Origin of the sequence: Gillisia limnaea DSM 15749 (assembly GCF_000243235.1) — a bacterium.
Lineage (GTDB): Bacteria > Bacteroidota > Bacteroidia > Flavobacteriales > Flavobacteriaceae > Gillisia > Gillisia limnaea.
Map to the genome: position 1 here is coordinate 3,240,019 of NZ_JH594606.1, position 26,376 is coordinate 3,266,394.

Below are 26,376 nucleotides of genomic sequence, written 5' to 3' on the forward strand. Positions count from 1 at the left end.
ACGAGTCCGGGCGCATCGGGAAATCTGCTGGCTCAAGTACGATTTTTGAATGGTTAACCTACTCGAAGGTATTTTTAACATGGTTACTAACCCTGCAAGATTTCCGGCAGTATCTGTTTTATTACTGATCTGGCAAAAAAAGTTGTTGTCGTAAAGGTTTTTTAAACGGTATCTGAGTTTGCCAAACTTACCCTTTTCTGCATTAACTCTTCAGATGAATGAGTAATGGGTCGTACGTTGTTTACGAGTTTACTAAACATCTGGTTGCACACAATAATACAGTAAGTAATCATTTACATTTTTATTCTTCCCAAATTACTTCCTGAGAATAGGTTTCGAAGTCATATAAAAACGTAAACCCTTTGTTATCTCTGGAGATAAAATGGTGAAAAATATCTTTCCCCGCTCCAAGTAAATAAAGGTCGATCCAAACTTCAGAAATCTGTTCCTCTGGGATCATTTTTAGTCCAGCTTTTTTGTATTCTTTTACAGTATGATAAAATACCTGCTTGTTCCCACGAATGCCTCCGGAATAGCCTTCAGTCTTCTTTGTCAAATTATTATAGCCATCGGTTTCAAAGTATGTGAATGAGATATCGTAGTCTTCAGAATCCTCTGTGAAAAATACAGTTGTCTCTATTAAAATATCATCCCGGTATGTAAGATCAATAGCCTCGTCTTCAATAGTACAGGAAGTAAAAAATATAAATAAAAAAATAATGGGGAATATTATTGGTTTTCTCATAGGCAACTAATTTCCACTTTTTTTGATTCTAAAACAAACTCCAAAATAGAAAATTTTTAATAACATCTGTTTCATAAATTCCTTAAGCTGTTGAGGAAAGAATAATCTATCTATCTCAGGCCTTCTTTTTTATGAATGCCTATATTAGCCACTTAATTTTTGATTCCCACCCTAATTATACGTTTTTATGCCGCAAAAAATAAATTATTGGTTCCTAATAGTTTTTACCCTTTGCCTCTTCGATTTCTCTTGTTATTCTCAGGAAAACGATCTACAGTATGGTCTGGCGAATATCGCCATAGGCAGTGTAGTAGGAGGAGTGGGAGCAATAATAAATAAAAGACCGGAAGAAAAACTTGGCAAAACACTGCTAAAAGGATTGGCTCAGGGAGGTTTTGGAGGCTATCTGGTTTTTGAGAGTAAACGCCTGCTGCGGGAATTCTCACGTACCAGAAACTACAATTTAATCTGGCCATCAAAAATAGTGAATGCCGCAGGTTCTTCCATTATAGAAAATGCAGCAGCAAACAGGGATTTGTGGGCAAGATGGCATCTAAATCTGGGCTTCAACCGATTTGAAGTCGACACCAAAGACAATTTTAAGTTAAGGTACAGGATCATGCCTCTCTCCTTAAGCTCCACAATTTATATGTTTTCCCAGGCAAAGTTTGATGTAGACAGGAGTATGGTATTTGGAACTTTTGTGTTTGAAGCTCAAAAGCCAATCCAGGGTTATGGTTTTGAGGCAGTTGGGGCAGCTGGTCAGCAAACGATCATTTTAAAGAGAATTTCCCAGGGGGGGCATAGAGTTGAGGCTCACGAGTTGGTACACGTGTACCAGAATGAAAGTTTTCTAGGCATCAATATGTTTTTCAACAGGCCGCTGGAAAGTCTGAAGCAAAGCAATAAATACTTTAGGCTTTACGACAAGATTTTCTATACAGATTTTCATTCGGTTGTGAAGCAATGGATTTATAATCTTGAACTCAATACCAATGGCTATAAGGCGGTTTCCTTCGAAAGGGAAGCTTCTTACTTCAGTAATTAATAGAAGTAATTCTACAATAAAACTTAAAAACCCCTTGATAAAGGTATAATGACCTCGCGCTTACTATAATAGCGAAATAATTTATGAAAGTCTTGATCCCTCCTCACTTCGGTGCTCCATTGTTTTTGAAACTTTTTCCCGTTCTAAGCCGTCAGAATTAAGAGAATTAGGCTACCATTTTTCTAAATGATTTTTTTAAAGGCCGGGAAATCGAAGATTCAACGAAGTCAATACTTTAGGCACGGATTGCAAATCCGCGCTGACCCGACAATAGATTTAAAATTTATAGTCTCGAATAGCCTCTGTAGGTGCGATAATGTTATATTCCTTCCAGATTTCCGGATTGTAGGTGGTGGTTTTTTCTATGATAACGCCTTTATTGTGCTGAAAAGTACTAAATCCAGATTGAGACAGGGGCCTGGAATCCACTATCAAGTATTCATTGTTATACGAATTATCAAATTCCATTATGAATTTGAATTTTAGCTTGATACCGTCCTTATTGTTTTTCACGTTTTCTTTCAATACAAAAGATCTATTGGCATAGGCATACATTTTTCCTGAAGATTGTATGTATTTTGGATAGTATTTTCCGTTTGTGTCTTGTTGAAAAATAACAGTACCTGCTTTTTCATTTTCTACAAATTTCACACCCAATACCAGTTTCCAATTAAATTTCGATCCATGTTTTCCTTCGGCTAACTGATACTCTGTTTTTAGAACTGCGAAGGAGTTGGCCGAGACATACATTTTCCCGAAAAATTTACCGCCGCCACCAAAAAAGCCGCTATCCGGGGTGAAAGAAATTAGATACACCATTTCTCCATTAAAAGTGGTAATATCTTCAATATGGTAGTTATAGTCGTCGGTTTGGGTTACATAACTAAAAACCATTCCGCTATCACTTCCACCACCACCTATAGCAATGGTTAGACCTTTGGAAGCATCAAAAATACTATCCTTGAGGATACCTTTTAATTTGCTTCCCACATATTTTGAGGTCAAGGAATCCTTAGGCTTCTCAAAACTTTTGGAAAGGTCCAGGGAATCCCCCAATGGAATAATTCCTGAACGAAACTTGAATGTGTTTGAGCTCTTCAATTTTTCGCCAATTTGCCTCACCACATTTCCTAGTAATTTTTCCATGGAATTGCTTAATTCCTCATTTACAAGCTCCGTGGCTTTCTGAAGTTTCACTTTCAAAGAGTCTTTTTCATTTATTGCCGCTTCTGCCAAATACGAATTATAAAAACTTGTGGTTACCCCTTTCGAGGCTTTGGCTATACTATCCATACTTTTATTGAAATCCTGCAAAGTGGGTTCAGAGATAAAATCGGCTTTCTTTATTTCAAACTTGATTTTGCCGGGAGTGTTTTTGTTTTCCGAGCGGTGAAAAACCGTGAAATGCGTCAAGGAATTTTCATAATTCTGATACAGATTTTGATTTACCCGTTCCATTACCTCTCTGGCTGAAAGTTTTTTATCCAATAAAACAACTTCATCCAATTGATTCACATTTTCTTGTAAATACACTATTCCCTCCGAATAGTCTTTTAAGCGCATACTTTTGGGTTCATAGCCCATATTGGAAAAAAATAAGGAATCGTATTCGGTAAACTGGCTAATATTAATACTGAAAACCCCTTCCTGATTGGTGATAACACCGTAATCTTTACCTATTTGAACTGTAGCAAAAGGAATTGTTTTATGGGTGTTTTGATCCTTTAAAGTCCCTGAAACCGATTGTGACAAGACAGGAGTAGAAAGACATAAAAATAGACCAACTAAAAAAATCAGAAAAAAGTTTTTATTCATAATATGGTTTTCGAAACGCAATAAAGATAGAAAAAAGTGTAAAATTTTTGAGTAGTGCTGTAAAGTAACAAAAAAATATCTCTACCGTGTATACCAGATCCAGGCAGGTGCGTGCTGATCCATTTCAAAAGCTTCACAAATATTGTCAAAGATAAATTTGTGTGCGTAAAGTGTGCGTTTTTAATAAAATTTTTGTGGTAATAATTCCTGTAAAATAAAAAAACCCCGTAAGTACGGGGTTTTTCAGCGTGATCGCGCCAGGATTCGAACCTGGGACCGCCTGCTTAGAAGGCAGGTGCTCTATCCAACTGAGCTACGCGACCATTTTCGCGGTGCAAATATAAGTTTCTTTATATTTAAAACAAGGTTTTTTTTGATCAAAATCGATATTAATGCAGGGAAAATACTTAACTGCTTTGTATTCAGATTATATGAAATTGGATTGAGAGGAATTATTTTAATTCCTGAAGAAGGTTTCGTTCCAAATGTCTGGATAAGGAAATGAATTTATTAAATTCAATGGGATCAACTTCGTTTAAGTTTGTAACAAGAGGATAGGATTCACTGAATCTTCGGGTTAACTCAAGGGTTTCAAGAGATAGTCCGAAAATAGCTTGTTCCTGATAGATCTCATCTATCTGATTTTTCAGATTCTTGATAAGAGTTAATTCTGCGGTATTTACTTCAAATTCAAAAGTTGTATTCATGACCAGAATAGAAAATTAATAAATCATTAGGGCCAGCATACGTAGGTAAAAAACAATACATTTGGGATTGTAAAAATAGGTGGAATAATCTCTTTAAAAGAAGAATTCCACCTGTTTTCTTTGAAAGACCTATTTCATCGGTGAATTTCAATAATTAACGATAAATATTTATAAGGTTGTAGGTAATATCATTTTATTCAAGCCGAAATAGTGCTTTATTGATTGGTGTCAACTTTAAAATAGTTGTATTTAGAAATTATTCAATCTTTAGAGGTCAGTAGTTAAATACATATAATTTCATAATCGTAATAAATTGATTGTTAGTAACCTAAAAATAGTTCTTTTGTCATTTCGGGCGCAGTCGAGAACTATTGATATGTAAATATGAGGTTTCGACTGCGCTCAACCTGACACTAGCAGATCTAAATAAATATTTAAATATGAAACTATCTACTGACCTCTGTCAATCATTTTTTAAAATATGTTCAATTTTATGTAATTCTTCTGAAGTGAATTCTAAATTGTTCAATGCTTCAATGTTATTTTCCAGCTGTGAAACTTTGCTCACTCCCACCAGTACAGAGGTAATCCTGTTATCTTTTAACAACCAGCCAATGGCCATTTGCGGCAGACTTTGATTCCTGCTTTGCGCAATTTCATTCAATTTTTTTACCTTTTCAATAAGCGCAGGGGTAATTTGAGATTTATCGAGGTACCCTCCTTCAATGGCAGCTCTGGAATCTTCAGGAATTCCTTTCAGGTATTTTGAGGTAAGGATTCCCTGCTCCAAAGGTGAAAAAACAATGCTTCCCAGCCCATGGTGTTCCAAGGTATCTAAAAGGCCATTTTCCACCCATCTGTCCAACATATTATATCTGGGCTGGTGGATTAAAAAAGGAGTTCCCTGTTCTTTTAATATTTTTGCAGCTTTGGCCGTATCCTCTGCAGAATATTGGGAAATTCCAACATATAAGGCTTTTCCCTGACGCACTATTTGGTCCAGTGCACCCATGGTTTCTTCCAGTGGAGTGTCAGGATCGGGTCGATGATGGTAAAATATATCTACATAATCCAGCCCCATTCGTTTTAATGACTGGTCCAGACTGGCGATCAAATATTTTCTCGAACCAAAATTGCCGTAAGGTCCCGGCCACATATCCCATCCAGCTTTTGTGGAAATCATCAATTCATCCCGAAGCTGAATAAAATCCTCTTTAAAAATCTTACCGAAATTCTTTTCTGCAGAACCATAAGGAGGGCCGTAATTATTTGCAAGATCAAAATGTGTGATCCCATTGTCAAAAGCCGTCCTTAACAACTCTCTTGAGATTTCCAGATCATCGTTATCTCCGAAATTATGCCATAATCCAAGGGATAATAACGGAAGTTTGATCCCGCTTTTTCCGCAACGGCGGTATTTCATTTTTTCATATCGGTTATTTGCCGGAGTATACTGTTCCATAAATAAATATTTGTTAAGAATTGAAGCGTTTATAAGCTGGTAAAATACCAGCTTTGGCAAGCTACAAAAAATCAAGAACCTCGGGGCAAATCCGCCTTAATGTAATTCATTTCGGGCCCACGAGATGAATTGGAAAATAATTTTAAAAACTCGAGGTATCCCGGGTAGCTATCGGGACGGGGAACCTGCCCGACGGTTTGGCAAGTTAAACCCTCAATGAGGGATTAAATTTTTTGTGCTATTCAGGAAGCCGTTCCAAGAGCAATTTCTATCATCTTTGAAAATGATTTTTCCCTTTCTTCTGAAGAAAGATGTGTTCCGGTTACAAAGGAATCGGAAATTGTTAATATAGAAAGTGCATTTACATTATGTTTTGCTGCGATGGTATATAATCCTGCTGTTTCCATTTCTACACATAAAACGCCATATTCTGCCCATTTTTTATGTGCTTCAGGATCGTCTTCATAAAACTCATCTGAAGAAAGTACATTTCCTGCTTTGATAGTAATATTGTTTTCTTTTGCATATAAAGCCGCTTTCAAAAACAGATCAAAGTTGGCAGTGGGAGCATAATCGGCATTTGCAAATCGGGAATTATTTATACCTGAAGTGGACGATGCGGACATCGCGATCACAATATCACGAAGCCCAATATTTTCCTGATACGATCCCGCAGATCCCACGCGGATGAGGTTTTTAACACCAAAATTATTTATAAGCTCATGGCAGTAGATCAAGGTAGAGGGAATTCCCATTCCGGTTCCCTGAACCGATATGCGCTTCCCTTTGTAAGTTCCGGTATATCCCAGCATTCCCCGAACTTCGTTGTAACATACCGGATTATTAAAAAATGTATTGGCGATCCATTTTGCCCTTAAGGGATCTCCGGGTAATAAAATAGTTTCTGCAATGTCTCCTTTTTCGGCTTGTATATGTGTACTCATTAATTTTGCTATTTTGAAGTTAGCAGCGCGATGCCAGAGGAAGTCCCCAATCTGCTCACTCCCATATTGATATAATTTAAGGCTGTTTTTTTATCTTTAATTCCGCCGGAAGCTTTTATCTTAAGTTTGTCTCCAACCGCTTCTTTCATAAGTTTTATATCCTCCGGTGTGGCTCCTCCCGTCCCGAATCCGGTAGATGTTTTGACGAAATCTGCCTTTGCATTCATGGCGGCAAGGCAGGATGCTCTTTTTTCTTCTTCTGAAAGATAACAGGTTTCAATGATCACCTTTAAAACAGTGTTTCCGATAGCGTTTTTAATTGCTGAAATTTCCTCTTCTATACGTTTGTAATCCCCGGATTTTAACCAGCCAATATTGATCACCATGTCAATTTCATCTGCACCATCTGCTATGCAAAACTCCGCTTCAGCTATTTTTGCAGCTGTACTCATAGCTCCAAGGGGAAACCCTATTACTGCCGCGATCTTTACATCAGATTTATTTAATATTGATTTTGCGGTTTTCACATAACATCCGTTTACACAAACGGCATAAAAGTGATGCTCTAAAGCTTCAAAACAAAGGGTTTGTATTTCCTGAATAGTGGCTGTTGGTTTCAATAAGGTATGATCTATATACTTGTTTAAATGCATATTTAAGAGCTAAATTTTGTCCACTTTAAAGTTAAAAGAATTGTACAGAGTATTTACTTTTAAACAAAAAAAAACCGGAAAATAAATTTCAGGTTAAAAATAGCTAGCTTGAATAAATGATAATAGGCGACAAATAAAATAGTTACTTGATTATTCGTCCTCAGGTTTTGGATGATCTTCATACCAGTTGTCAAAAGTCTTGTCGGTTTTATAATCATCGGTAAGAACTTTGTATACGGTAAAGATTAAAAGCAGCTGGCCAAAAACCACAAGATAAAAGATCAATGAAAAGGAAAAATTCAGAGAAGACAATATGGCTACTGCTATTAAAACAATTGTAGTAGCCCAAACCAATTTTATCGCAGTACTTTTCATTTTTATCTTAAAGTATGAAAAACCTGAAAAAGTTACTCTTAAATAAGAGCTAATTAAGTAACTATCAAAATGTTAAACATATATTAATTCCGTTACCCGCGCCCTTTCAATAAGGCCGTTTTTTCATCGAAATTTAGGATATTTTTTCTTTTGAAGACATTTAGAGCTCGTTCCCAGGTAGCGGGGTCTATTAAAAATCTTCATCAGGTAATTTTATTATTAAGGCTTTTCCAACCACCTCCATTGTAAACCTCGTCATACCCTTTAGATCTCAAAACTCTTTTTGCCATTCCACTACGATTTCCGGTAGCGCAACAGGTTATAATAGGAGTATTTTTATTTTTGAGTTTATTTAAATTCTGGAGCAGTGTATTTACAGGAATATTGATGGAATTTTTGATGTGTCCGTCTGCAAATTCACTTTTGCTGCGAACATCCAGGATAATTGCGCCGTTTCTTTTAAGTTCAGCGTAATCGGTTTTAGGACCAAATCATAATAATTGTTTTAAAGTATTTAACATGAATTAAGTTTTTTGAAATCCATAGAAAAAATTGTAGCCGGAAACCTCCAATGAAACTAACGGAATGCTGTAAAACCGCCAACAGATATTTATGATGAATCAGGAAAATATTTGGCTTTGCATAATTTGAAACAGATAAAACTATCTCAAATTATTTAAAGTTTTCAATGACTTTTTGGAGCTTGTTTCGCACATCCTTCGCTACTTCACCAAGTTTATCATTTTTTACAGACATCATGGAAGCAACCGGATCTACCGCACTCACTTCTACTTTTCCGTTTTCAAGCTCCTGAACGATGACGTTGCAGGGAAGCATCGCTCCTATATGGGGTTCATGTTGGATGGCCTGATATGCCATATTGGGATTGCATGCACCAAGAATTTTATATTTTCGGAAATCCACATCCAGCTTCTTCTTAAAAGTTTCTTTTACATCGATTTCTGTAAGAATTCCGAAACCTTCTTTTTTCAATTCTTCGGTAATCTTTTCTATTGCCTGGTCAAACTTATAATCTACTGTTTTGGAAAAATAATAACTCATTTTCGTTTTTTTTAGGTTAATACTAAATTGTTTACAAAAGTTACTCAATAAAAGTTTCTAACCTGCAACAATTGTTACATAGCTGAAAAGTTTAATATTTATTTAAGATAGATTTTTTTTAAAAGAAATATTCAAAGTATTATACCAGTATCCTGACAAATTTTTAAATTGAAACGTTCCGGTTTGAATAACATTTAGATATTGAAGAGGTTGTAACTTTCACCCTTTTAGGTAGATGAGTATTTTTTCAAAAGAAGAGGTTAATTTCATCGATTTAAATCACAAACTCTTCATAAATTCAATACCTAATCGATCATCTTCAACCGGAATTTTTAAGGATCGCACTTATTTTCATTAATTTAGAATAAACCTTGTACCATGAGTGAGAAAAATTCTGTTGAAACGATTATTGAGAAGCATGAAGCTTCCGGGAAGTATTTTAATGTTAACGGCATAAATTGTTTTGCACTTGACCAGGGGAGCGGTGAAGCCGTTCTTTGTCTGCACGGTGTTCCCACTTCTTCTTTTTTATACCGAAAAATTGTACCGGCAATAGCCGAAAAAGGTTTTAGAGGCGTCGCTATTGATTTCCCGGGTTTAGGGTTTTCTGACAGACCAGAGGATTTTGATTATTCTTTTTCATCTTTTGCTAAGTTTGGTGCCGAAGCAGCTAAAAGTCTAGGTTTGGATAAATATCACCTCCTAATTCATGATGTAGGTGGTCCTGTTGGTTTTGCGCTAGCTGCAGAAAACCCAGATAAGGTTTTGTCCATTACTATTCTTAATACCTGGATCGATGGGGTGAATTTTAAAAAGCCGTGGCCTATGCGACCTTTTGAAAAACCTGTTTTGGGCGAGATAGAATTGGCTAGCCTAATACACCCTACCTGGCAGATAATGTTCAACAAAATGGGAGTAAATGATAGTTCTGGAATTCCAAAAAATGAAATTAACGCTTATATTGATATATTAAAACGAAACGATGGGGGGGATGCTTTTTTGAAACTGATGCGGAATTTTGACGATTCAACAGAATTTAGAAGTTTATGTTATAAGGCGGTGCAAGATGTGCCTTATCCTGTGCAGGCAATCTGGGGAGCAGATGATCCATTCTTAACACTCGAGCGCTATGGGCAGGAAATCAAAAAGGTGGCAGGACTAGCAAAAATTCACGAACTAAGTTCACGCCACTTTTTACAGGAAGAGAAACCTATGGAAATAGTAGAAAAGATTGAGGAGATCATTCAGGTGTCTAAACAAATGCTACCAAGATAGAGTTGCTAATATTGATGAGGGTTAACCATCTCTATAAAATCGTTTCAATTTATTGGGAGGTATACATCGATAAACAATTGTCTTATGGTGCCATTTTTCTAAAATCTTCTACCGGAAGTTAAAACATAGCCTTTTAGCTTTTTAAACTTTCCTCTTTGCCGAAGCCTTTTTTGAATTTCCATATCTTCCATAAAAGAAATAGCTTTAAAACGCCAATTAAATCAAATCCCTCCTTTTTTACGAAAATAGCGTGATCACCATAGGTGAAAAATTCCAGGCTTAAACGGCTGCACCTGGAAGTAAATTAAGAAAGGGATGATTGGGGATAATCAAATCGAATATAATCTTCAAATAGTTAAGGAAAAAGCAATGCTAAATGGGATTTCTCCTCAGCAAATATTAGGAAATCTGACTTATTGTTACAGGAACATCCAATTTCAAATTTATATGATGAAAATTCTAGCGATGGTATTGAGGTCGCACTTGCTCTTGATGATAAGGAAAAATCCAGATGTAATGTATAGGATTGAATCGAAGTATAAACAAACCAAAAACCCCATTTCTACTTAGAAATGGGGTTTTAAAATCATCCATAAGATCAGAAAGTCAAACTTTCAATGTTTATTGTAAAACGGGTAAATTGATGGACTGTATGTGGAAAACAGATTTCTGCAATTCCTCTTTCATTTTATTTTTATAGATCTCCGATTCTTCTTGCATTTCTTTTACAAGCGCATCATAGTATTCAATACCGCTCAATAAATTAGTTTTAAACTCCTCAAAATGCTTTAATTTTCGCTCGTTTATTGTTTCTACGGAATCTTCAATTTCATTTTTTAAATAATCTATGTAAATCCCCAACTCTTTAACAAACAAGTTAGGCCTGTAGGTGTCATTAAGTAAGTTTATTTTCCCATATATATGATTCACCATTTCAGAAAGGGTGGATTTTTGGGAAAAATATGCCAAATTGGGTCCCGGACAAACCGAAACGCTATCGCCGTCTGCAGCTTTCAATAGTCCGAGATTTATATAAGGAGTCGTTACCAAACCAGTGCAAATACAGGATTTTTCAGTGATTTTTTCGTATTCTCTGCTACGTTGCTTTTCAGAAATATCTTTTTTGTCAAGTTCTTTTATTTTCAATTTCTGATATTGGCGGGAAGCGGTACAAATTGGTCTATCCGTAAATTCTTTGTTAAACAATTTCAAAAATTGACTTGGGCAGGAACTTCCCGGTTTTCCTTTTTCTATTTTACTATCTCTTTCCAAATCCTTTGAGGAATCCCTCAACGCATTAAAGGGAATTCCCATTGGAGAGGTATTACTCAGGTAGAGGTTTTCTTTACCGGCATTTAGAAGTTTTTCTAAGGTATTATCATCGACATTAACCACTTCAGGTACAAGCAAAAATGGGGTTCCCCATCCTATTTTGTCCAGGTTGTAATAATTTAATAAAAAGTTGTGTTCCTTAGAGGTTCCAACCCCACCCTGAGCGGTAATCTTTAAGTCTAAGGGCTTGCTCAATGTCGGCCTTCCTGAAAGCGAAAGCGCTTCGTTTAGGATGCCATGAACTTCCCGAATTAATTCAGATTTATTTTGTTTAAATTCTTCCAGGATTGGGCCCATAAGGAATCCATTGGTTGCAAAAGCGTGGCCACCACAATTAAGTCCGGACTCAACTCGGTATTCAGAGATCCAGATACCTTTTTTTGCCAGGAATTTCCCCTGCACTAAAGCCGAGCGGTAATCACTTACCTTTAATATTATTTTTTTGCCGAGCTTTCCTTTTTCGTCAGGAAAAAAATCTTCAAAATTTGATAAATAACTGTATAATCTTGGGCTTAACCCAGCTGAAAGTACCAAACCTGAATGACTTAAGTTGGAGCTTGCATACCCTCTCACGGCAGCGTGCGCATCATTGAATTCTATAGCTAACTTTTCGCCCTTTTTAGTATAATTATCCTTATCAATCTTGGTCATAATGTTTACATCAATAGAACCAAGAACTAAATTTTCCTTTAATTCTTTTTGAAGCGAGGCTTTTGCTTTTTCATCTTTTTCCTCAAGCATTTTCAGGTATGCTTTTTTGAGCTGAGAAGAATCGGGAAGCATTTCAAAGTACTTTGTTAAATTGCTTCCTGCATCAAAAGACTCTCTTTTTAGGTTTTTAAAATTATTTGAGACAATTAAATTGATAAGATTAAGATAAGCGGTCAATCGTTTTGCTCTGTAATCCTGCTGGTTGGTATCTATTTCTGAATAAGACAACTTGTATTTTTTACAATAAAATTCCCTCATTCGTTCAGCCAATCCATCATCTACCAATGATATTACCGATGAAATTCCGAAATGAGACACTTTTACCGGAGTATCTATTGTAAATCCAACTCCCATAACCGGGATGTGAAAACTGTTTGCTTCTAACATATTAACAATTAGTAAGGTTATTATTTCTATTTTCTTTGCAAAGATCCTTATGTCCTAGATTGGGTTTTCCCAGATGCAAATTTTATTTTTGACGCTGCTATTTTTCTCAAAGCAGGTTAAAGGAATTACCTAAAAAATTATTTGCAACATGACGGCCAAAGCTATCTTATTTCCAAAACTAAATAATGTTTATGAGACTTTATATGGGGCAAATATGATATCTATCATCTTAATCGATGTTTAATTTTATTCATGTATTTACTTTCAGAATTGTATTTTTACTTAGGATTCACAGGAAGAATTATATACTGCATCGTTTAGTGATTGTTGTGGCACTCCGAAAGCTTTCGGGGCGAACCTGCGGCTTTCCCAAATTGAATAAAATAATCATATAAAAAAGCCTCTCATTTTTTAATGAAAGGCTTTTACTAAGTCGGGGTGGCAGGAATACCTCCCATTGGTCGGTGATCCTGAGTGGGGGTGTGACTAAAGCCAAGCCCTGGCAGGCTATCGCCTGCGTGCTTTTTAGTTTAACCCTTGCCCAGAAGCAAGCTTCCGGCAATGTTAAACTAAAAAGCCCCGCACTTTCGAGCAGGGCTTAACTTTGTCGGGGTGGCAGGATAATTTATTTAAGAACAAACGCCCTATCCACAGTACTTTCACTGTTAATTATTTTGATGTTTCACCGAATGATTCACCAAACTTCATAAAACAAAGAGCTTCATATTATTTAGTCGTCTTTGTGCTGTAAAGATATGATTTTCTTTCAAACGACTCTCCTAAAAACTATTTTTCCATGTTTCTACTACTTTTTATAGTAGATGCAAATGAACAAGATTTAGAAGTTAGCCGGACTGCATAAGCCGGGCTTCATACTTTGCCCTTTTATAAGTCCTTTCCTAATTCTAAATCGTTGAATAGAATAGCATCAAAAAAAGGTAGTAGCGAAGGCTCTGAAAGAAGTAAGTTGATTTAATAGTCAAGGAGAATTTGTTTTCAGAAAAATTTGAGGTTAATCAAAAAAGGAAAGTGCTCAGGATAAAAAAAGTAAATAGGTAAGCTGTATGATCAACCGTGATGTTATTTTCTATTCGTATTCTGTTTTTATTTTTGTAAAAAATGAAATTAGGAATAGCAAGAGGGTAACACGCAGAGCGATGTTACATATTCCTAATTAATTGATTGTTAGTTATTTATAATATTTTAGTTTATCTATTTTTTACTGCATTTGCGACAAATGCCTTGAAATCCCCTGTAAACAGGCTCATTTTTGCGACAATATTTACTAAAAACTGCTTTTGGAAGTGATTTTACCAAATATATTTTTAAGATTTATAGAGGTTTGCCGTTTATATATCAGCCGTTAGACACGATTCAATTTATCAAAGCAAGATGTGTCATTGTCATGACAATCTTGCTTTGCGCCCGGAGGTTGCAAAGATTATAAATTCAAAATTAAACAACTTTTTCAGGCTTTGAGCATCCAACAATAATTGGTTTCTAATAAGATTAATTGTAAAAAAAGTTTAATATCACTTCATTTAATTATTTTTATAACTTAAAGTAAAACCTACAACCCATGAAAACGTCTTTAAATCTGCTATTAATTATTTTGTTTTTAAGCTTTGTTTCCTGCTCCAAACAAGACGATTGCGACAATCCTGTAGATTGTTTGCCGCCAGCAACTCAAACAGGAGCAGGCACTATTGGTTGTTTGATTAATGGCGAGGTTTTTAGACCGGGAGGAAGCCAATTTCCAGGGCCTACACAAAGAGCTGTTTATAACACTTCAGTAGAAGGAAAATATTATTTTTCCTTAACAGCAAAAAATAGAAGTACAAATAAATCAATTGGTATATTATTAAGAGATCAACAGATTGGAGAAGGAGAAACATATTTTTTAATCTCAGAAGGAGAATTTACAAATTTTGCAGTTTACAATATAAATATAATTGAATTTCAAACTAACAATGAATTTACGGGGGAAATTACCTTCTCAAAATTTGACGATATCAACGGAATAGTCTCAGGTACTTTTTGGTTTGATGGAATAAACGAAGAGGGAGAAATTGTAGAAATACGAGAAGGCCGTTTTGATATGAAATACAATTAACCAAATATAAACCTAAAACCTACTTACTTATGATGCAACACTACTTTTTTAAGAAAAAATCCTTCTTTTTCATTCTTTTGCTTTTGGGTTTTGCAATGCAGGCACAGCAAAACATAAACCAATATTACAGCAATAAAATAAGTGGTTTTAACTTTTAGCCTCAAGTTTTTCTTTCAACAGCAACATATCCTCACTTAATTTATTTTCTAAAACCCTGGCGTAGATCTGAGTGGTCGATAATTTTGTATGTCCTAAAAGTTTGGAAACCGTTTCTATAGGCACACCGTTAGATAAGGTAACAGTGGTTGCAAAAGTGTGCCTTGCAGAATGGAAAGTGATATTTTTTCTTATTTTCAATTGCAACATAACCTCCTTTAAATATTTATTCACCTTTTGATTGGAAAATACCGGGAATAAAAATTCGTCTTTTATACTATCGGCATATCGATCCATAATATTTTGGGCCTGAGACAAAAGTGGCACTTTTACAGTTTCATCCGTTTTTTCACGTTTGGTATAAATCCAGTTGCTGCCATCGATTCCTTTAATAATCTGATGAATGGTCAATTCTTTTAAATCTATATAAGAAAGCCCAGTATAGCAGGAGAATATAAAAACATCTTTGACTTTTTGTAAGCTACTATTAGTAAATTCTGTAGTCTCTACTAACTGAAGTTCTCGCTTACTTAAATATTGTCGCTCGTTTTTCTCGAATCTGAATTGGAAATTGTCAAAAGGGTTTTTTACCAGCCATTCCAGCCTAATCGAAAGGTTCAACATCTTTTTGAAACGTTCTAAATGTTTCATCGTGCCGTTATTGCCACAAGTCTTTCGAGAAACCTTAGCAGAATACTTACGTAGGAACTGTTCAAAGTCGGTTACAAACCGATAGTTGATTTGTTTGATGTCGATATCATTACAGCTCATTTTCTGCTTTAAAAACTCATTTAAATAGGTTTCAGTGGTACGATAATTTTTCATCGTGCCGGGTTTCAACACGTTTTTCATGTGGGAATTGTGATAGTTCATTAATTCCAACAAGGTTTTTTGGTGCTCATCATTTCCATAGAACCGGGCTTTGATACTATGAGCAGATATTACTTTGTTCTCGGATGATAGTTGCTTGTGGCAATCCAGAAACTTAGTATAAACCTGGTCTAAATACTGGTTTAAACTTCTTGCTTTTGGAGTAGTTCCCTTGGCACGTCCTTTTGAGACGTCCCAATGATTCACCGAAATTGATCTTTTTAAACTTATTTCCGAGCGTTTTCCATCCACGGTAACTCGGGCATAAATAAATAATTTCTTTGTCTCGTTATGGTGTTTACGAACAAAGAATAATACGGAAAAAGTAGTGTAATTAGGCATTTCAAGCGTCTTAAATGAAACAATCAGTTTGCAAAGACGAAAGTCAAAACAGTTAAATGCCTTATGAAGTTACGTAAATATCTGTAATAAAATGATTCACCGAATGATTCACCAGACTTATGTATTTAAATGATATTGTTTGATATCATTAAAAACAAAAAACACTGATAATCAATAGATTAACAGTGTTTTGGTGGGTTTTAATACCCATTTGGTCGGGGTGGCAGGATTCGAACCTGCGGCCTCCTGCTCCCAAAGCAGGCGCGATAACCGGGCTACGCTACACCCCGAAAATTTTTGAATCGCGATCGGCGCGATAACTGGTCGGAGCCTGTCCAGAGTAAGTCTCGAAAGAGACGCATCGAAGGGCTACACCCCGCGACAACAGCTTACGCTGTAAAATTACAAAAATTCAAATTCCAATTCAAGTTTTAAACCAAACCTTGAATTTCAATAGCGGAGAGTATGAGATTCGAACTCATGCGACAATTGCTCGTCGACAGTTTAGCAAACTGCTCCATTAACCACTCTGGCAACTCTCCAATTAAATGAACTTCGCAAGTATTTTGCGGTTGCAAATGTAGCTTTTACCTCCATACAATGCAAACCTTTTAAAACTTTTTTCAACTTAAATTCAGCCTGATAAACTAAATCCTTTTGCCTCAGATTTTTATCTTTTTTTAATCAAAGCTGATTTTCTTCCATTTCAATAAGTTTGGCTACATTTTTAACGATTCGTTTATGTTTTTTCACAAAGGGGTTGCTCTCATCCCAAACATATCCAGCCAATACAGCGCAAATTTGTGCTTTTATTTCGGGCCGGGGAGAAGGATGAAAAATGATCTTTTGCAGGTTTCCGGAATACCATTCTTTTACGTAGGTGGAAAATACATCGATCCCTTTTTTTAAATAGGTGACATAGTCTTTTTCCCAATCTACTTCTTCATTTCTAAATTGCTTTACAACCAATTTTGCGGCCAGCAGTCCGGAAGCGGTGGCAAAAGATACCCCGGAGGAAAAAACCGGATCCAGGAATTCTGCGCTGTTACCCGTTAGCACAAAACCTTCGCCATATAATTCTGTAACATTTTTGGAGATGTTTTCAATTTTTTGAGCTTCAAATAAAAAGGCATATTCATCGAACCGGTATTTATAGTAATCCAGTTTCTTTAGCATTTGTTTCATTGCCGCAGAATTGCCTTCTGAAAAATTGCCGAACCATTCATTTGGGGCTACAAATCCAAGGCTGGAATTTCCGTTGGAAAACGGAAAATACCAAAACCACACACCAGTGTCTAAAACCTCAAAGGTGATAAGCTCCCCTTCCTTTCCTTTTGGGCGCCTGGTCTCTGAAATATGGGTGAAAATTGAGGAATGGGCTGCAATTTTAGGTTTTGCCTCCAAACCTAACTGCCTTGCCAGCACCCGTCCAAACCCACTGGCATCTATAATAAAATTTGCGTGGATTTTAGATATTTCTCCATTAGGATCTTTGATGGTTGTGATAGAGTTGGCTCCTTTAAATTCAACGTCAAGAACTTCAGTGCCAAAAAGAATTGATACCCCTTTTCGGCTAACTTCATCGGCCAAAACCACATCAAAATCGGCTCTTGGAACCTGCCAGGTCCAATCCCATCCATTTCCATATTTCTTGCTGAAATCGAATTCTCCCAGCTGTTCTCCCTTTATAAAACGGGCACCAAATTTTTTCTGAAACCCAGCTCTTTTAACTGCTTCCAATAAACCGGCTTCTTCCAGATTATCCATGCATTGAGGAATTAGGCTCTCTCCTATGCTAAATCTTGGAAAAACGGCTTTTTCCACTACCAGCACTTTAATCCCTTGATTATGAAGGTATGCGGCAGATACCATCCCTGAAGGACCGGCACCAATAATTAAGACATCTGCAATTTCCTTTTTCATTCCATTTCATTTGCGGGGTAAATATAGTACATTTGTTAAGAGTTTTAACAGCACGAATTCAAGATCAATAACCCCAATTCAAGGATTTCAGGCCTATGGTTCACATCAAAGATCCCCTTAATTTTGAGCATTTTTTTCAGGTTCTTTTTTTCGAAAGTAAAATTAAACTGGATGAATCTAGCATGTTGCGAATTTCAGAAAGCTTTGATTTTTTGCAGAAGTTTTCAGAAAATAAGATCATTTATGGAGTAAATACAGGTTTGGGGCCAATGGCTCAATATAAAATTAAAGAAAAGGATCGCAAACAATTACAATACAATCTTATTCGTAGCCACGCATCTGGAATGGGGAAACCCATGGAACCTTTATATGTAAAGGCGCTTATGCTTGCCAGGCTTAATACCCTTGCACTTGGAAAATCGGGGATTCATCCTTCTGCAGTTATAACCATGCAGGAGCTCATCAATAAAAATATTACGCCTTTAATTTATGAACACGGTGGAGTAGGAGCCTCGGGAGATCTTGTGCAGCTGGCTCATCTGGCACTTGTTTTAATTGGGGAAGGGGAAGTTTTCCATAGAGGTATTCGCCGGAAAACCGCTGAAGTTTTTTCAGAAGAAAATATTAAGCCCATTCAAATTGAATTAAGGGAAGGTTTGGCGCTTATGAACGGAACTTCAGCCATGACCGGAATAGGTATTGTAAATGTTATTTATGCAAAACGGTTATTAAACTGGTCTATTTTCTGTTCCTCTGTGATCAATGAGATCGTACAAGCTTATGACGACCACCTTTCTTCAGAATTGAATAGCTCCAAATTGCATATAGGGCAGCAAAAAGTAGCTGCGAAAATGAGGGAACATCTAAAAGATAGTAGCCTTACCAGGGATAGGAATGAACATTTATACAGCGGGAATAATTCTGAAAAAGAATACTTTAAGGAAAAAGTTCAGGAATATTACAGTTTGCGCTGTGTACCTCAAATTTTAGGTCCGGTGTACGATACCATAGAGAACACACAGCATATTTTACTGGAAGAAGTAAATTCTGCCAACGATAATCCTATTATTGACGTTAAGCGAAAGCAGGTTTATCACGGCGGAAATTTTCACGGAGATTATGTTGCTTTGGAGATGGACAAATTAAAACTGGTGATCACAAAACTTAGTATGCTTGCAGAAAGACAGCTTAATTATTTGCTTAATAACAGGCTTAACAACATATTACCGCCTTTTGTGAATCTTGGAAAACTGGGTCTTAATTTTGGAATACAGGGCGCTCAATTTAGTGCGGTTTCTACCACCGCTGAAAACCAGATGCTTTCCACATCTATGTACATTCACAGTATTCCTAATAATAACGACAATCAGGATATTGTGAGTATGGGAACCAATGCGGCTAATACGACCAAAACGGTTATCAATAATGCCTATGAAGTGCTTTCGGTAGAAGTGGTTACCATTGTTCAGGCGTTACGCTATTTGAATTTCAACGGACGTCTATCAGGAAAAACCAGGGAAAAACTAGCTGTTTTCAAAGAAATTATTCCGGAGATAAAGGAAGATTTTCCACTTTCAAATACGCTTGAAGCAGTGAAAAATTTTATTAAAGAGCACGAAGCCTATTAATTCACTTGTTTTTAAGGGTGAACCAGTAGATAAATGAACGAATTCAAAAATCCCACAATGAAGAAATCCAAATTATGAAACAAAAATACGCTTTGGTAACAGGGGCTTCCCGTGGAATTGGAAAGGCAATTGCTGTAAAACTGGCTTCAGATTTACACTATAACATTTTGCTTAACTATAATTCTAATGATGCTGCCGCTTTGGAAACTAAGGTTCTTATTAAAGCTGAAGGTGTACATTGTGAATTATTGAAATTTGATGTTTCCAATCTGGATCAAACAAAAGAGATCCTGGAAGGCTGGGAGCAAAATAATCCTGAAGCCCTTCTGGAAGTAATTGTTAACAATGCTGGAATTACGCGGGATGGACTTTTTTTATGGATGAAACCCGAAGATTGGAATGTTGTGATAAACACTTCTTTAAACGGATTTTACCACGTTACACAGCCTTTACTTAAAAATATGCTCACCCGGCGTTATGGACGAATCATCAATATAGTGTCCCTTTCAGGATTGAAGGGAAATGCAGGTCAGGTGAATTATTCGGCTGCAAAAGGGGCTTTGGTAGCCGCTACAAAAGCATTGGCACAGGAAATTGGGAAACGAAAAATAACGGTAAATGCCGTTGCACCGGGTTTTATAGCTTCAGATATGACTGCGGAATTTGATGAAAAGGAACTCAAAAAACACATTCCATTAAATCGCTTTGGGGAAGCTGAAGAAGTTGCAGAGCTGGTAGTTTTTTTAGCTTCACAAAAAGCATCGTATATTACCGGGGAGGTCATCAATATCAACGGAGGTTTGTACTCATAGTATGGCGCATTGGCAAGGAAAATCCAGAGGATCGGTATTGGGTTTGAGAATTTATGTGTTTTTCATAAAGACTTTTGGACTTTACTTTTCTTATTTTGTCTTGTTATTTGTGGCTGCTTATTTTATAGTTTTTTCTTTTAACTCAACCAAAAGCACCTTTTACCTTTTTAGGAAGCGTTTAAATTATTCAATATTTTGGGCTGCTTTGAATGTTTATAAAAGCTATTTCACCTTCGGAAAGATACAATTAGACAGGATAGCCATCGCATCCGGGTCAAAAAATAAATACAGTTTTGAGTTTGATGGGATTCAGTATATTCAGGATCTTTTAAAGCAAGGAAGAGGAGGCATCCTGCTCACGGCGCACATCGGGAATTTTAATTTGGCAAAGCATTTTTTTGATGATCAGGTAGATCCTACATCGGTTAATTTAGTGCTGTCTGATTTTGAACATCAGCAAATAAAGAATTACCTGGAATCTGTAACCGGAAAAGCCAGTTTAAAAACAATCGTTTTGAAAGATGATCTTTCCCATATTTTTGAAATGCGAAAAGCACTGGATCGAAACGAATTGCTGGTTTTTGCAGCAGACAGGTATTTAAAAGATGCTAAAACCTATAACTATGAATTTTTAATGAAGGAAACACAATTTCCGCAAGGCCCTTTTAAACTGGCAGTTCGTAATGCTATTCCCGTATTGTTTGTGCATATTATGAGGGAGAAAAATTTCCATTATCACTTTTATGCACGCCCGGCAACCGGGAACGAAAAAACAGGGAAAGAACTTTTAAAATTGTATCTTGAAAACCTTGAAACGATGGTGAAAAAATATCCTCATCAATGGTATAATTACTACGATTACTGGAACGATTTTAACTAAATTTCACTTTATGGCAGAAAATCTACTGGCAGAACCTATTATTAGTATAAAAAGGATCCTGGAACTCATTCCGCAAAAACCGCCTTTCGTGATGGTAGACACCTTGTTTACATATACCAACCTTACCGGAACAACAGGTTTTGATATCCCCGAAGATAATATTCTGGTTGAAGACGGTATTTTTTCAGAACCAGGTTTGATCGAACATATGGCGCAAAGCATGTCCCTGCACAGGGGATATCACGGTTTTTTAGCCGGGCTGGTCAAACCTAAAACCGGATTTATAGGCGTTATAAAAACAGTGGAGATCTTTGAACTTCCAAAGGCCGGAACCAAATTAAAAACCTATGTCGAAATTCTTCACGAGATCATGAACGTAACTTCAGTTTCCGCAAAAACTGAAAATGAAGATGGAAAAGTGATTGCAGTTTCTGAAATGAAAACCGTAACCATAGACTAATGTCCCAGCAAGATATCTTGAAAACAACCACTATCATGAAAGTCAGGTTTCATGAATGCGATCCTTTGCAAATCGTGTGGCATGGAAATTATCTTAAATATTTTGAGGAGGGAAGGGAAGATTTTAGCAGGAAACATGGAATCTCTTATGTGCACGCAAGGGAAAATGGATTTTCCACACCCATAGTTAAATCGGGTTGTGAACATAAATTACCTTTAGAATATGGAGATGAATTTGTCGTGGAAACCACCTTTGTCAATTCGGCAGCGGCAAAGATCATCTTTGAATATAAAATTTTTAAGTCGGAAAAATTGGTCTGTACAGGACAAACCCTACAGGTGTTTTTGAATGAAAAAAGAGAATTAATGCTAATAAATCCACCATTTTTTGCCGATTGGAAGAAGAAAATGGGATTATTGTAAATGAAGAAGATCTACCTGCTTGACGATGCGATTATTTCCCCCCTGGGATTTTCAATTTCAGAAAATCTTAGCGCCATTCGAAATAAGGTTTCCGGGTTAAAATTCCATGAGAATAAACGTTTTGATTCTGGCGGATTTTATGCCGGAGTCATAGAAAATGTAACTTTAAACGAACATTTCTCGAAAATTGGTAATCCAGAGAGCTTTACCAAACTCGAGAAAATGATACTGTTGTCAGTACATAACATACTTTTTAAAAATCCTGATTTAGATAAGAGTAAAACGTCCCTTATCATTTCTTCTACCAAAGGAAATATAGATCTTCTGCAGGAAAATAATGGCTTTCCGAAAAAAAGAGTTTACCTGGCTGAGCTCGGCAAAGTAATCAAAGATTTTTTCAGATTTAAATCAGAACCTATAATTGTTTCCAATGCCTGCGTTTCGGGAGGGCTGGGACTTGCAATTGCAAAACGATTTATAATGGCCGGGAAATTTGAACACGCAATAATTGTAGGAGGGGATCTGGTTTCAGATTTTGTGGTTTCCGGATTTCAGTCTTTTCAGGCATTAAGCGAGTATCCTTGCAAACCTTTTTCCAAAAACCGAAACGGGATAAGCCTTGGGGAAGCAGCTGCGGCTCTACTGGTGAGTTCTAAAAAAGGGATTGGAGCAAACAATATTTGCTTGATAGGGGATGCATCAGCCAATGATGCTAGCCATATTTCCGCGCCGTCCAGAACTGCAGAAGGTTTGCATAAAAGCATTCAGAACGCATTGCAAGAAGCCCAAATAACTTCAGAAGAAATTCAATATGTTTCAGCTCACGGAACTGCTACTATTTTTAATGACGAGATGGAATCAATCGCTTTTAACAAATCCGGTTTAGAGGATGTCCCTGTTAATAGTTTTAAGGGTTATTATGGCCATACCTTGGGGGCTTCAGCTTTGTTGGAGAGTATTTTAACCAAACACAGCCTCCTGAATAATGAATTATACCCTTCCCTTAATTTTGATGAACCAGGGGTTTCCAAACCGCTGAATGTGATTGAAAATCTAAAAAATACTCCTCTTAAATATGCTGTAAAAACCGCTTCGGGATTTGGAGGCTGTAACCTGGCCCTGGTATTTAAAAAGGAAGAAAATGAGTAATCCATATAAAATATCCAATTTCGTAAGGATTAGGGATCAAAGGATCTTTCATGGAGAAAAGAAGCTTTTTTCTTGTGAAGAGGCAACACATTTGAAACGGTTTTTAAAGGAATCGTATAAGTTTCTTAATATTTCTTACCCAAAATTCCATAAAATGGATGCCTTGTGTAAACTGGGAATTTTGGCCGCGGAGGTGCTGTTCAAAAACATGGAAATCCCAACCGATACGGCACTTGTTTTCTCCAATTCAGCCTCCAGTCTGGAAACAGATAAGAAGCATAAGATATTGATGGAAGCCACCGTTTCTCCTGCTGTTTTTGTGTATACCCTGCCCAATATTGTTCTGGGCGAGATCAGCATTAAACATAAACTTCAAAGCGAAAATGCCTTTTTTATTTCAGATAAGTTCAATGCTGGTTTATTGGCGGATTATTCTGAAATTTTATTGGACACCTCAAAGGCAGACGCGGTGGTTTGTGGCTGGATAGAATGGAAAAACGCCGAATATGATGTATTTTTGTGCCTGATTTCAAAGGAAGGGGAAGTTTCCTTTTCCGAAGAAAATTTAGAAGAACTATACCGTTTTGAAAATGAGTGATTTACGTACGAGATTGAAGCAGAGCATTATCGAACAATTAAATTTGGAGGAATTTGAGGTGGAAGATATTGCAAATGATGAGGCCTTATTTGGTGACGGATTGGGACTGGACTCTATAGATGCCCTGGAATTGATTGTTTTGCTTGAAAAGGAGTATGGAATTAAATTAACAGAACCACAGCAGGGGAAAGAGATCTTTATTTCCATAGACAAAATGGCAGAATATATAGAAGCGCATCGTACCAAATAATATATGGAGAAGGGAATTGCCATTACCGGAATGGGTATAATTTCCTCCATTGGTAACAATGTGGAAGAAAATTACAACGCCCTTTGTTTCGGCCAGCACGGAATTTCTTTTCCTGAAATCCTAAAGACCCGACATACAAATTTACCGGTTGGGGAGATCAAAATTTCAAACGAAGAGCTTGTTAAAAAACTTGGGTTGCCCAAAAATCATGCTTTCACCCGGGCTGCTCTTTTGGGCTCCATAGCAGGAAAAGAGGCAATCTTCCAGGCGGGAATCACTGAAGCTGAACTAAAAGAAACCGGATTTATTTCCGGAAACAGTGTGGGGGGAATTGACAAGACCGAAGAATATTTTCAGGAATTTGCCAAAAATGCTGAAATAAGAAGGTTTATAAAGGCACAACATCCCGGCTTCACTACCGGCCAAATTTCTAACTATTTAAAAATTCATGGATTTGTTACCACGATAAGTACTGCCTGTTCTTCCTCGGCAAATGCGATCATGTTGGGGGCCAGAATGATCAAAGCGGGGAAATTAAAGCGGGTAATTGTAGGCGGTACAGATTGCTTAACAAAATTTACCCTGAACGGTTTTAACTCCCTAATGATCCTTTCTTCTGAAAACTGCAAACCTTTTGACGAATGCAGAAGCGGTTTAAATTTAGGAGAAGGAGCTGCCTACCTTGTTTTGGAAGCAGACGAATATATAGCTGGCAAGCAGGTTTTAGGCAGGATTACAGGATATGGAAATGCCAATGATGCCTTCCATCAAACCGCTTCTTCTGAAACTGGGGAAGGCGCTTTTCTGGCGATGAAAAAAGCGCTTAAAAGTTCCGGAATATCCTCAAATAAAATTAATTATATCAATGCTCACGGAACGGCAACTCGAAATAATGACCTTTCAGAGAGCAGGGCAATTCAACGGGTTTTTGATGAAATAATTCCGGAATTCAGTTCCGTCAAAGCTTTTACAGGACATACACTGGCTGCTGCAGGAGCTATAGAAGCGGTTTATAGCTTGCTGAGTTTAAAAAATAACCAGATATTTCCCAATCTAAATTTTTCTTCTGAAATGAAGGAAACAGGGCTTCAACCTGTTTTAGGGTTAACCTCTAAAAATATGGATTATGTGCTTTCCAATTCCTTTGGTTTTGGCGGGAATTGTACTTCCTTAATTTTTAGAAGAGATGAAAAATAAGCTTTACATCAATGGGATTGCGAGTATTTCGGCCCAGGCGGGAAATGCGGTTTTTTCAGATTCTATTGCTGAATATCATCAAAATATCATCCCGGCAATTGCTCCCAATTATAAGGAATTTATCACTGCAACTGCTTTAAGGAGAATGTCCGGGGCTATAAAAATGGGACTCACAGCGGCTAAAATTGCGTTGAAAGATGCCGGAACCTCAATGCCCGATGCAATTATTACGGGAACTGGCCAGGGATGCCAGCAGGATACAGAAAAATTTCTGAAGGCTATGCTGGTACAAAATGAAGCATTCGTTTCGCCAACGGCTTTTATTCAATCTACTCATAACACAGTGGGCGGGCAAATTGCACTTAATTTAAAGTGCAGAGCTTATAATGTAACCTATACCCAGAATTCCGGTTCTTTGGAATCTGCATTGATAGACGTACAGTTACAGTTTTTGGAACAACCGGTACCGGAAACTATTTTGGTTGGAGGAGTGGATGAAATCTCAGAAAAAATAACTTCTTTTCTATATTTAGATGGGCAATTAAAGCAGGAAGAAACCTACAATCTTGATCTTTTTAAAACCGGATCTCCCGGCAGCATCACTTCAGAAGGAGCTCATTTCTTTTCGATTTCATCCGTTAAATCTTCAGAAACTTATGCAGGATTGCTGGATGTTCTTGTTTTCAATTCCAATACTTCTGAAGAGGTCTCAGAAAGAATTAATAGATTCCTGAAGGAAAACCACTTAACAGAAGATGCAATCGAACTGGTAATTCTTGGAAATAATGGGGATTCCAGGTATGATCATTTTTATACTCCTTTGCAAGATGAGATTTTCAGAAATAAAACTCAGTTGGGTTATAAACACCTGGTTGGAGATTATAATACCGTTTCCGGATATGCGGTTTGGCTGGCTTGTAATATCCTTAAAAATGGAGAAATTCCGGAGATATGTAAACTCAATTCGGTTCCAATTGAGAAACCAAAGAATATTTTGATTTATAATCAATACCTTGGTGAAAATCACAGTATTATTTTACTAAGCTCCCGGTGAATTACA

The 26,376-nt window shown here is 36.8% G+C and carries 24 protein-coding genes, 3 tRNA genes and 1 pseudogene; 13 read left to right on the forward strand and 15 right to left on the reverse strand.

Going from position 1 to position 26,376, the window contains the following annotated elements; all coding sequences use genetic code 11:
* Positions 1 to 301: 301 nt before the first annotated feature.
* Positions 302 to 745, reverse strand: a complete 444-nt coding sequence (locus GILLI_RS16130) for a hypothetical protein (protein ID WP_006990192.1) — start codon at positions 743 to 745, stop codon at positions 302 to 304.
* Between the two features lie 187 nt (positions 746 to 932).
* On the opposite strand from GILLI_RS16130, the gene GILLI_RS16135 reads away from it, so the two are divergent.
* Entirely contained in the window at positions 933 to 1,793 is an 861-nt protein-coding gene (locus GILLI_RS16135; protein ID WP_006990193.1) for a hypothetical protein, read from the forward strand.
* Between the two features lie 276 nt (positions 1,794 to 2,069).
* Here the strand turns inward: GILLI_RS16135 and GILLI_RS16140 are convergent, their stop codons facing one another.
* The 9 genes and pseudogenes from GILLI_RS16140 to GILLI_RS16175 form a co-directional block, all read right to left on the reverse strand.
* The gene (locus GILLI_RS16140) at positions 2,070 to 3,608 is read right to left on the reverse strand and encodes a carboxypeptidase-like regulatory domain-containing protein (protein WP_006990194.1); all 1,539 of its coding nucleotides are present in this window, start codon (positions 3,606 to 3,608) and stop codon (positions 2,070 to 2,072) included.
* Positions 3,609 to 3,857: 249 nt separating this feature from the next.
* Positions 3,858 to 3,931 (reverse strand) — tRNA-Arg (locus GILLI_RS16145).
* Between the two features lie 129 nt (positions 3,932 to 4,060).
* The gene (locus GILLI_RS16150) at positions 4,061 to 4,315 is read right to left on the reverse strand and encodes a hypothetical protein (RefSeq protein ID WP_006990195.1); all 255 of its coding nucleotides are present in this window, start codon (positions 4,313 to 4,315) and stop codon (positions 4,061 to 4,063) included.
* Between the two features lie 463 nt (positions 4,316 to 4,778).
* Positions 4,779 to 5,777, reverse strand: a complete 999-nt coding sequence (mgrA, locus tag GILLI_RS16155; protein WP_006990196.1) for an L-glyceraldehyde 3-phosphate reductase — start codon at positions 5,775 to 5,777, stop codon at positions 4,779 to 4,781.
* 242 nt (positions 5,778 to 6,019) lie between these two features.
* Positions 6,020 to 6,721 (reverse strand): purine-nucleoside phosphorylase, encoded by a 702-nt coding sequence (gene deoD / locus GILLI_RS16160; protein ID WP_006990197.1) that lies wholly within the window; start codon positions 6,719 to 6,721, stop codon positions 6,020 to 6,022.
* An 8-nt stretch (positions 6,722 to 6,729) separates the two neighbouring features.
* The gene (deoC, locus tag GILLI_RS16165; protein ID WP_006990198.1) at positions 6,730 to 7,374 is read right to left on the reverse strand and encodes a deoxyribose-phosphate aldolase; all 645 of its coding nucleotides are present in this window, start codon (positions 7,372 to 7,374) and stop codon (positions 6,730 to 6,732) included.
* A 150-nt stretch (positions 7,375 to 7,524) separates the two neighbouring features.
* Positions 7,525 to 7,749: a hypothetical protein gene (locus tag GILLI_RS16170; RefSeq protein ID WP_006990199.1), complete on the reverse strand. Its 225-nt coding sequence runs from the start codon at positions 7,747 to 7,749 to the stop codon at positions 7,525 to 7,527.
* Between the two features lie 203 nt (positions 7,750 to 7,952).
* Positions 7,953 to 8,204, reverse strand: a pseudogene (locus GILLI_RS18210) (rhodanese-like domain-containing protein); the annotation flags it as partial.
* A gap of 217 nt (positions 8,205 to 8,421) precedes the next feature.
* Complete coding sequence (locus tag GILLI_RS16175; protein WP_006990200.1) at positions 8,422 to 8,811, reverse strand: DUF302 domain-containing protein; 390 nt, start codon at positions 8,809 to 8,811, stop codon at positions 8,422 to 8,424.
* 378 nt (positions 8,812 to 9,189) lie between these two features.
* Between GILLI_RS16175 and GILLI_RS16180 the strand changes: the two genes are divergently transcribed.
* Complete coding sequence (locus tag GILLI_RS16180) at positions 9,190 to 10,086, forward strand: alpha/beta fold hydrolase (RefSeq protein ID WP_006990201.1); 897 nt, start codon at positions 9,190 to 9,192, stop codon at positions 10,084 to 10,086.
* 621 nt (positions 10,087 to 10,707) lie between these two features.
* Here the strand turns inward: GILLI_RS16180 and GILLI_RS16190 are convergent.
* Positions 10,708 to 12,516, reverse strand: a complete 1,809-nt coding sequence (locus GILLI_RS16190) for a hypothetical protein (RefSeq protein WP_006990202.1) — start codon at positions 12,514 to 12,516, stop codon at positions 10,708 to 10,710.
* A gap of 1,579 nt (positions 12,517 to 14,095) precedes the next feature.
* Here GILLI_RS16190 and GILLI_RS16195 point away from each other — a divergent pair.
* Positions 14,096 to 14,629 carry a Riean_0653 family protein gene (locus GILLI_RS16195; RefSeq protein ID WP_006990204.1) on the forward strand — a complete coding sequence of 178 codons (534 nt, stop codon included), beginning with the start codon at positions 14,096 to 14,098 and terminating at the stop codon, positions 14,627 to 14,629.
* Positions 14,630 to 14,776: 147 nt separating this feature from the next.
* Here the strand turns inward: GILLI_RS16195 and GILLI_RS16200 are convergent, their stop codons facing one another.
* From GILLI_RS16200 to GILLI_RS16215, 4 genes are all read right to left on the reverse strand, one after another.
* Entirely contained in the window at positions 14,777 to 15,997 is a 1,221-nt protein-coding gene (locus tag GILLI_RS16200) for a site-specific integrase (protein WP_006990206.1), read from the reverse strand.
* 212 nt (positions 15,998 to 16,209) lie between these two features.
* Positions 16,210 to 16,287 (reverse strand) — tRNA-Pro (locus GILLI_RS16205).
* A 167-nt stretch (positions 16,288 to 16,454) separates the two neighbouring features.
* Positions 16,455 to 16,539: transfer RNA gene (locus GILLI_RS16210), tRNA-Ser, on the reverse strand.
* Between the two features lie 142 nt (positions 16,540 to 16,681).
* On the reverse strand, positions 16,682 to 17,920 hold the full coding sequence (locus GILLI_RS16215) for an NAD(P)/FAD-dependent oxidoreductase (protein WP_006990207.1): 1,239 nt from the start codon (positions 17,918 to 17,920) through the stop codon (positions 16,682 to 16,684).
* 95 nt (positions 17,921 to 18,015) lie between these two features.
* On the opposite strand from GILLI_RS16215, the gene flxA reads away from it, so the two are divergent.
* From flxA to GILLI_RS16265, 10 genes are all read left to right on the forward strand, one after another.
* Positions 18,016 to 19,548: a flexirubin biosynthesis tyrosine ammonia-lyase FlxA gene (gene flxA / locus GILLI_RS16220; RefSeq protein ID WP_006990208.1), complete on the forward strand. Its 1,533-nt coding sequence runs from the start codon at positions 18,016 to 18,018 to the stop codon at positions 19,546 to 19,548.
* Positions 19,549 to 19,622: 74 nt separating this feature from the next.
* Positions 19,623 to 20,360, forward strand: a complete 738-nt coding sequence (gene flxB / locus GILLI_RS16225) for a flexirubin biosynthesis SDR family reductase FlxB (RefSeq protein ID WP_006990209.1) — start codon at positions 19,623 to 19,625, stop codon at positions 20,358 to 20,360.
* Position 20,361: 1 nt separating this feature from the next.
* Positions 20,362 to 21,240 (forward strand): lysophospholipid acyltransferase family protein, encoded by an 879-nt coding sequence (locus tag GILLI_RS16230; RefSeq protein WP_006990210.1) that lies wholly within the window; start codon positions 20,362 to 20,364, stop codon positions 21,238 to 21,240.
* Between the two features lie 10 nt (positions 21,241 to 21,250).
* A complete protein-coding gene (locus tag GILLI_RS16235) occupies positions 21,251 to 21,700 on the forward strand; it encodes a hotdog family protein (protein ID WP_006990211.1) in 450 nt (149 codons plus the stop codon).
* A gap of 35 nt (positions 21,701 to 21,735) precedes the next feature.
* Entirely contained in the window at positions 21,736 to 22,122 is a 387-nt protein-coding gene (locus GILLI_RS16240) for an acyl-CoA thioesterase (RefSeq protein ID WP_245545642.1), read from the forward strand.
* The gene (locus tag GILLI_RS16245; RefSeq protein WP_006990213.1) at positions 22,123 to 23,271 is read left to right on the forward strand and encodes a beta-ketoacyl-[acyl-carrier-protein] synthase family protein; all 1,149 of its coding nucleotides are present in this window, start codon (positions 22,123 to 22,125) and stop codon (positions 23,269 to 23,271) included.
* Positions 23,264 to 23,869, forward strand: a complete 606-nt coding sequence (locus GILLI_RS16250) for a beta-ketoacyl-[acyl-carrier-protein] synthase family protein (RefSeq protein WP_006990214.1) — start codon at positions 23,264 to 23,266, stop codon at positions 23,867 to 23,869. The genes GILLI_RS16245 and GILLI_RS16250 overlap by 8 nt, the downstream gene beginning before the upstream one ends.
* Positions 23,862 to 24,119, forward strand: coding sequence for a phosphopantetheine-binding protein (locus GILLI_RS16255; RefSeq protein WP_006990215.1), 258 nt, complete (start codon positions 23,862 to 23,864; stop codon positions 24,117 to 24,119). The genes GILLI_RS16250 and GILLI_RS16255 overlap by 8 nt, the downstream gene beginning before the upstream one ends.
* Positions 24,120 to 24,122: 3 nt before the next feature.
* Positions 24,123 to 25,316, forward strand: coding sequence for a beta-ketoacyl-[acyl-carrier-protein] synthase family protein (locus GILLI_RS16260; RefSeq protein ID WP_006990216.1), 1,194 nt, complete (start codon positions 24,123 to 24,125; stop codon positions 25,314 to 25,316).
* Positions 25,306 to 26,370 carry a beta-ketoacyl synthase chain length factor gene (locus tag GILLI_RS16265; RefSeq protein WP_006990217.1) on the forward strand — a complete coding sequence of 355 codons (1,065 nt, stop codon included), beginning with the start codon at positions 25,306 to 25,308 and terminating at the stop codon, positions 26,368 to 26,370. The genes GILLI_RS16260 and GILLI_RS16265 overlap by 11 nt, the downstream gene beginning before the upstream one ends.
* Positions 26,371 to 26,376: the final 6 nt, after the last annotated feature.

What these genes read in the sequence shown, in the direction of transcription:
- GILLI_RS16265 (WP_006990217.1), top strand. Translation starts at nt 25,306, where the DNA reads ATGAAAAATAAGCTTTACATCAATGGGATTGCGAGTATTTCGGCCCAG.
- GILLI_RS16240 (WP_245545642.1), top strand. Translation starts at nt 21,736, where the DNA reads ATGAAAGTCAGGTTTCATGAATGCGATCCTTTGCAAATCGTGTGGCAT.
- GILLI_RS16140 (WP_006990194.1), bottom strand. Translation starts at nt 3,608, where the DNA reads ATGAATAAAAACTTTTTTCTGATTTTTTTAGTTGGTCTATTTTTATGT.
- GILLI_RS16135 (WP_006990193.1), top strand. Translation starts at nt 933, where the DNA reads ATGCCGCAAAAAATAAATTATTGGTTCCTAATAGTTTTTACCCTTTGC.
- GILLI_RS16170 (WP_006990199.1), bottom strand. Translation starts at nt 7,749, where the DNA reads ATGAAAAGTACTGCGATAAAATTGGTTTGGGCTACTACAATTGTTTTA.
- GILLI_RS16235 (WP_006990211.1), top strand. Translation starts at nt 21,251, where the DNA reads ATGGCAGAAAATCTACTGGCAGAACCTATTATTAGTATAAAAAGGATC.
- GILLI_RS16215 (WP_006990207.1), bottom strand. Translation starts at nt 17,920, where the DNA reads ATGAAAAAGGAAATTGCAGATGTCTTAATTATTGGTGCCGGTCCTTCA.
- deoC (WP_006990198.1), bottom strand. Translation starts at nt 7,374, where the DNA reads ATGCATTTAAACAAGTATATAGATCATACCTTATTGAAACCAACAGCC.
- GILLI_RS16150 (WP_006990195.1), bottom strand. Translation starts at nt 4,315, where the DNA reads ATGAATACAACTTTTGAATTTGAAGTAAATACCGCAGAATTAACTCTT.
- GILLI_RS16230 (WP_006990210.1), top strand. Translation starts at nt 20,362, where the DNA reads ATGGCGCATTGGCAAGGAAAATCCAGAGGATCGGTATTGGGTTTGAGA.
- GILLI_RS16180 (WP_006990201.1), top strand. Translation starts at nt 9,190, where the DNA reads ATGAGTGAGAAAAATTCTGTTGAAACGATTATTGAGAAGCATGAAGCT.
- GILLI_RS16260 (WP_006990216.1), top strand. Translation starts at nt 24,123, where the DNA reads ATGGAGAAGGGAATTGCCATTACCGGAATGGGTATAATTTCCTCCATT.
- GILLI_RS16130 (WP_006990192.1), bottom strand. Translation starts at nt 745, where the DNA reads ATGAGAAAACCAATAATATTCCCCATTATTTTTTTATTTATATTTTTT.
- flxA (WP_006990208.1), top strand. Translation starts at nt 18,016, where the DNA reads ATGGTTCACATCAAAGATCCCCTTAATTTTGAGCATTTTTTTCAGGTT.
- GILLI_RS16245 (WP_006990213.1), top strand. Translation starts at nt 22,123, where the DNA reads ATGAAGAAGATCTACCTGCTTGACGATGCGATTATTTCCCCCCTGGGA.
- mgrA (WP_006990196.1), bottom strand. Translation starts at nt 5,777, where the DNA reads ATGGAACAGTATACTCCGGCAAATAACCGATATGAAAAAATGAAATAC.
- GILLI_RS16200 (WP_006990206.1), bottom strand. Translation starts at nt 15,997, where the DNA reads ATGCCTAATTACACTACTTTTTCCGTATTATTCTTTGTTCGTAAACAC.
- GILLI_RS16250 (WP_006990214.1), top strand. Translation starts at nt 23,264, where the DNA reads ATGAGTAATCCATATAAAATATCCAATTTCGTAAGGATTAGGGATCAA.
- GILLI_RS16255 (WP_006990215.1), top strand. Translation starts at nt 23,862, where the DNA reads ATGAGTGATTTACGTACGAGATTGAAGCAGAGCATTATCGAACAATTA.
- flxB (WP_006990209.1), top strand. Translation starts at nt 19,623, where the DNA reads ATGAAACAAAAATACGCTTTGGTAACAGGGGCTTCCCGTGGAATTGGA.
- deoD (WP_006990197.1), bottom strand. Translation starts at nt 6,721, where the DNA reads ATGAGTACACATATACAAGCCGAAAAAGGAGACATTGCAGAAACTATT.
- GILLI_RS16190 (WP_006990202.1), bottom strand. Translation starts at nt 12,516, where the DNA reads ATGTTAGAAGCAAACAGTTTTCACATCCCGGTTATGGGAGTTGGATTT.
- GILLI_RS16175 (WP_006990200.1), bottom strand. Translation starts at nt 8,811, where the DNA reads ATGAGTTATTATTTTTCCAAAACAGTAGATTATAAGTTTGACCAGGCA.
- GILLI_RS16195 (WP_006990204.1), top strand. Translation starts at nt 14,096, where the DNA reads ATGAAAACGTCTTTAAATCTGCTATTAATTATTTTGTTTTTAAGCTTT.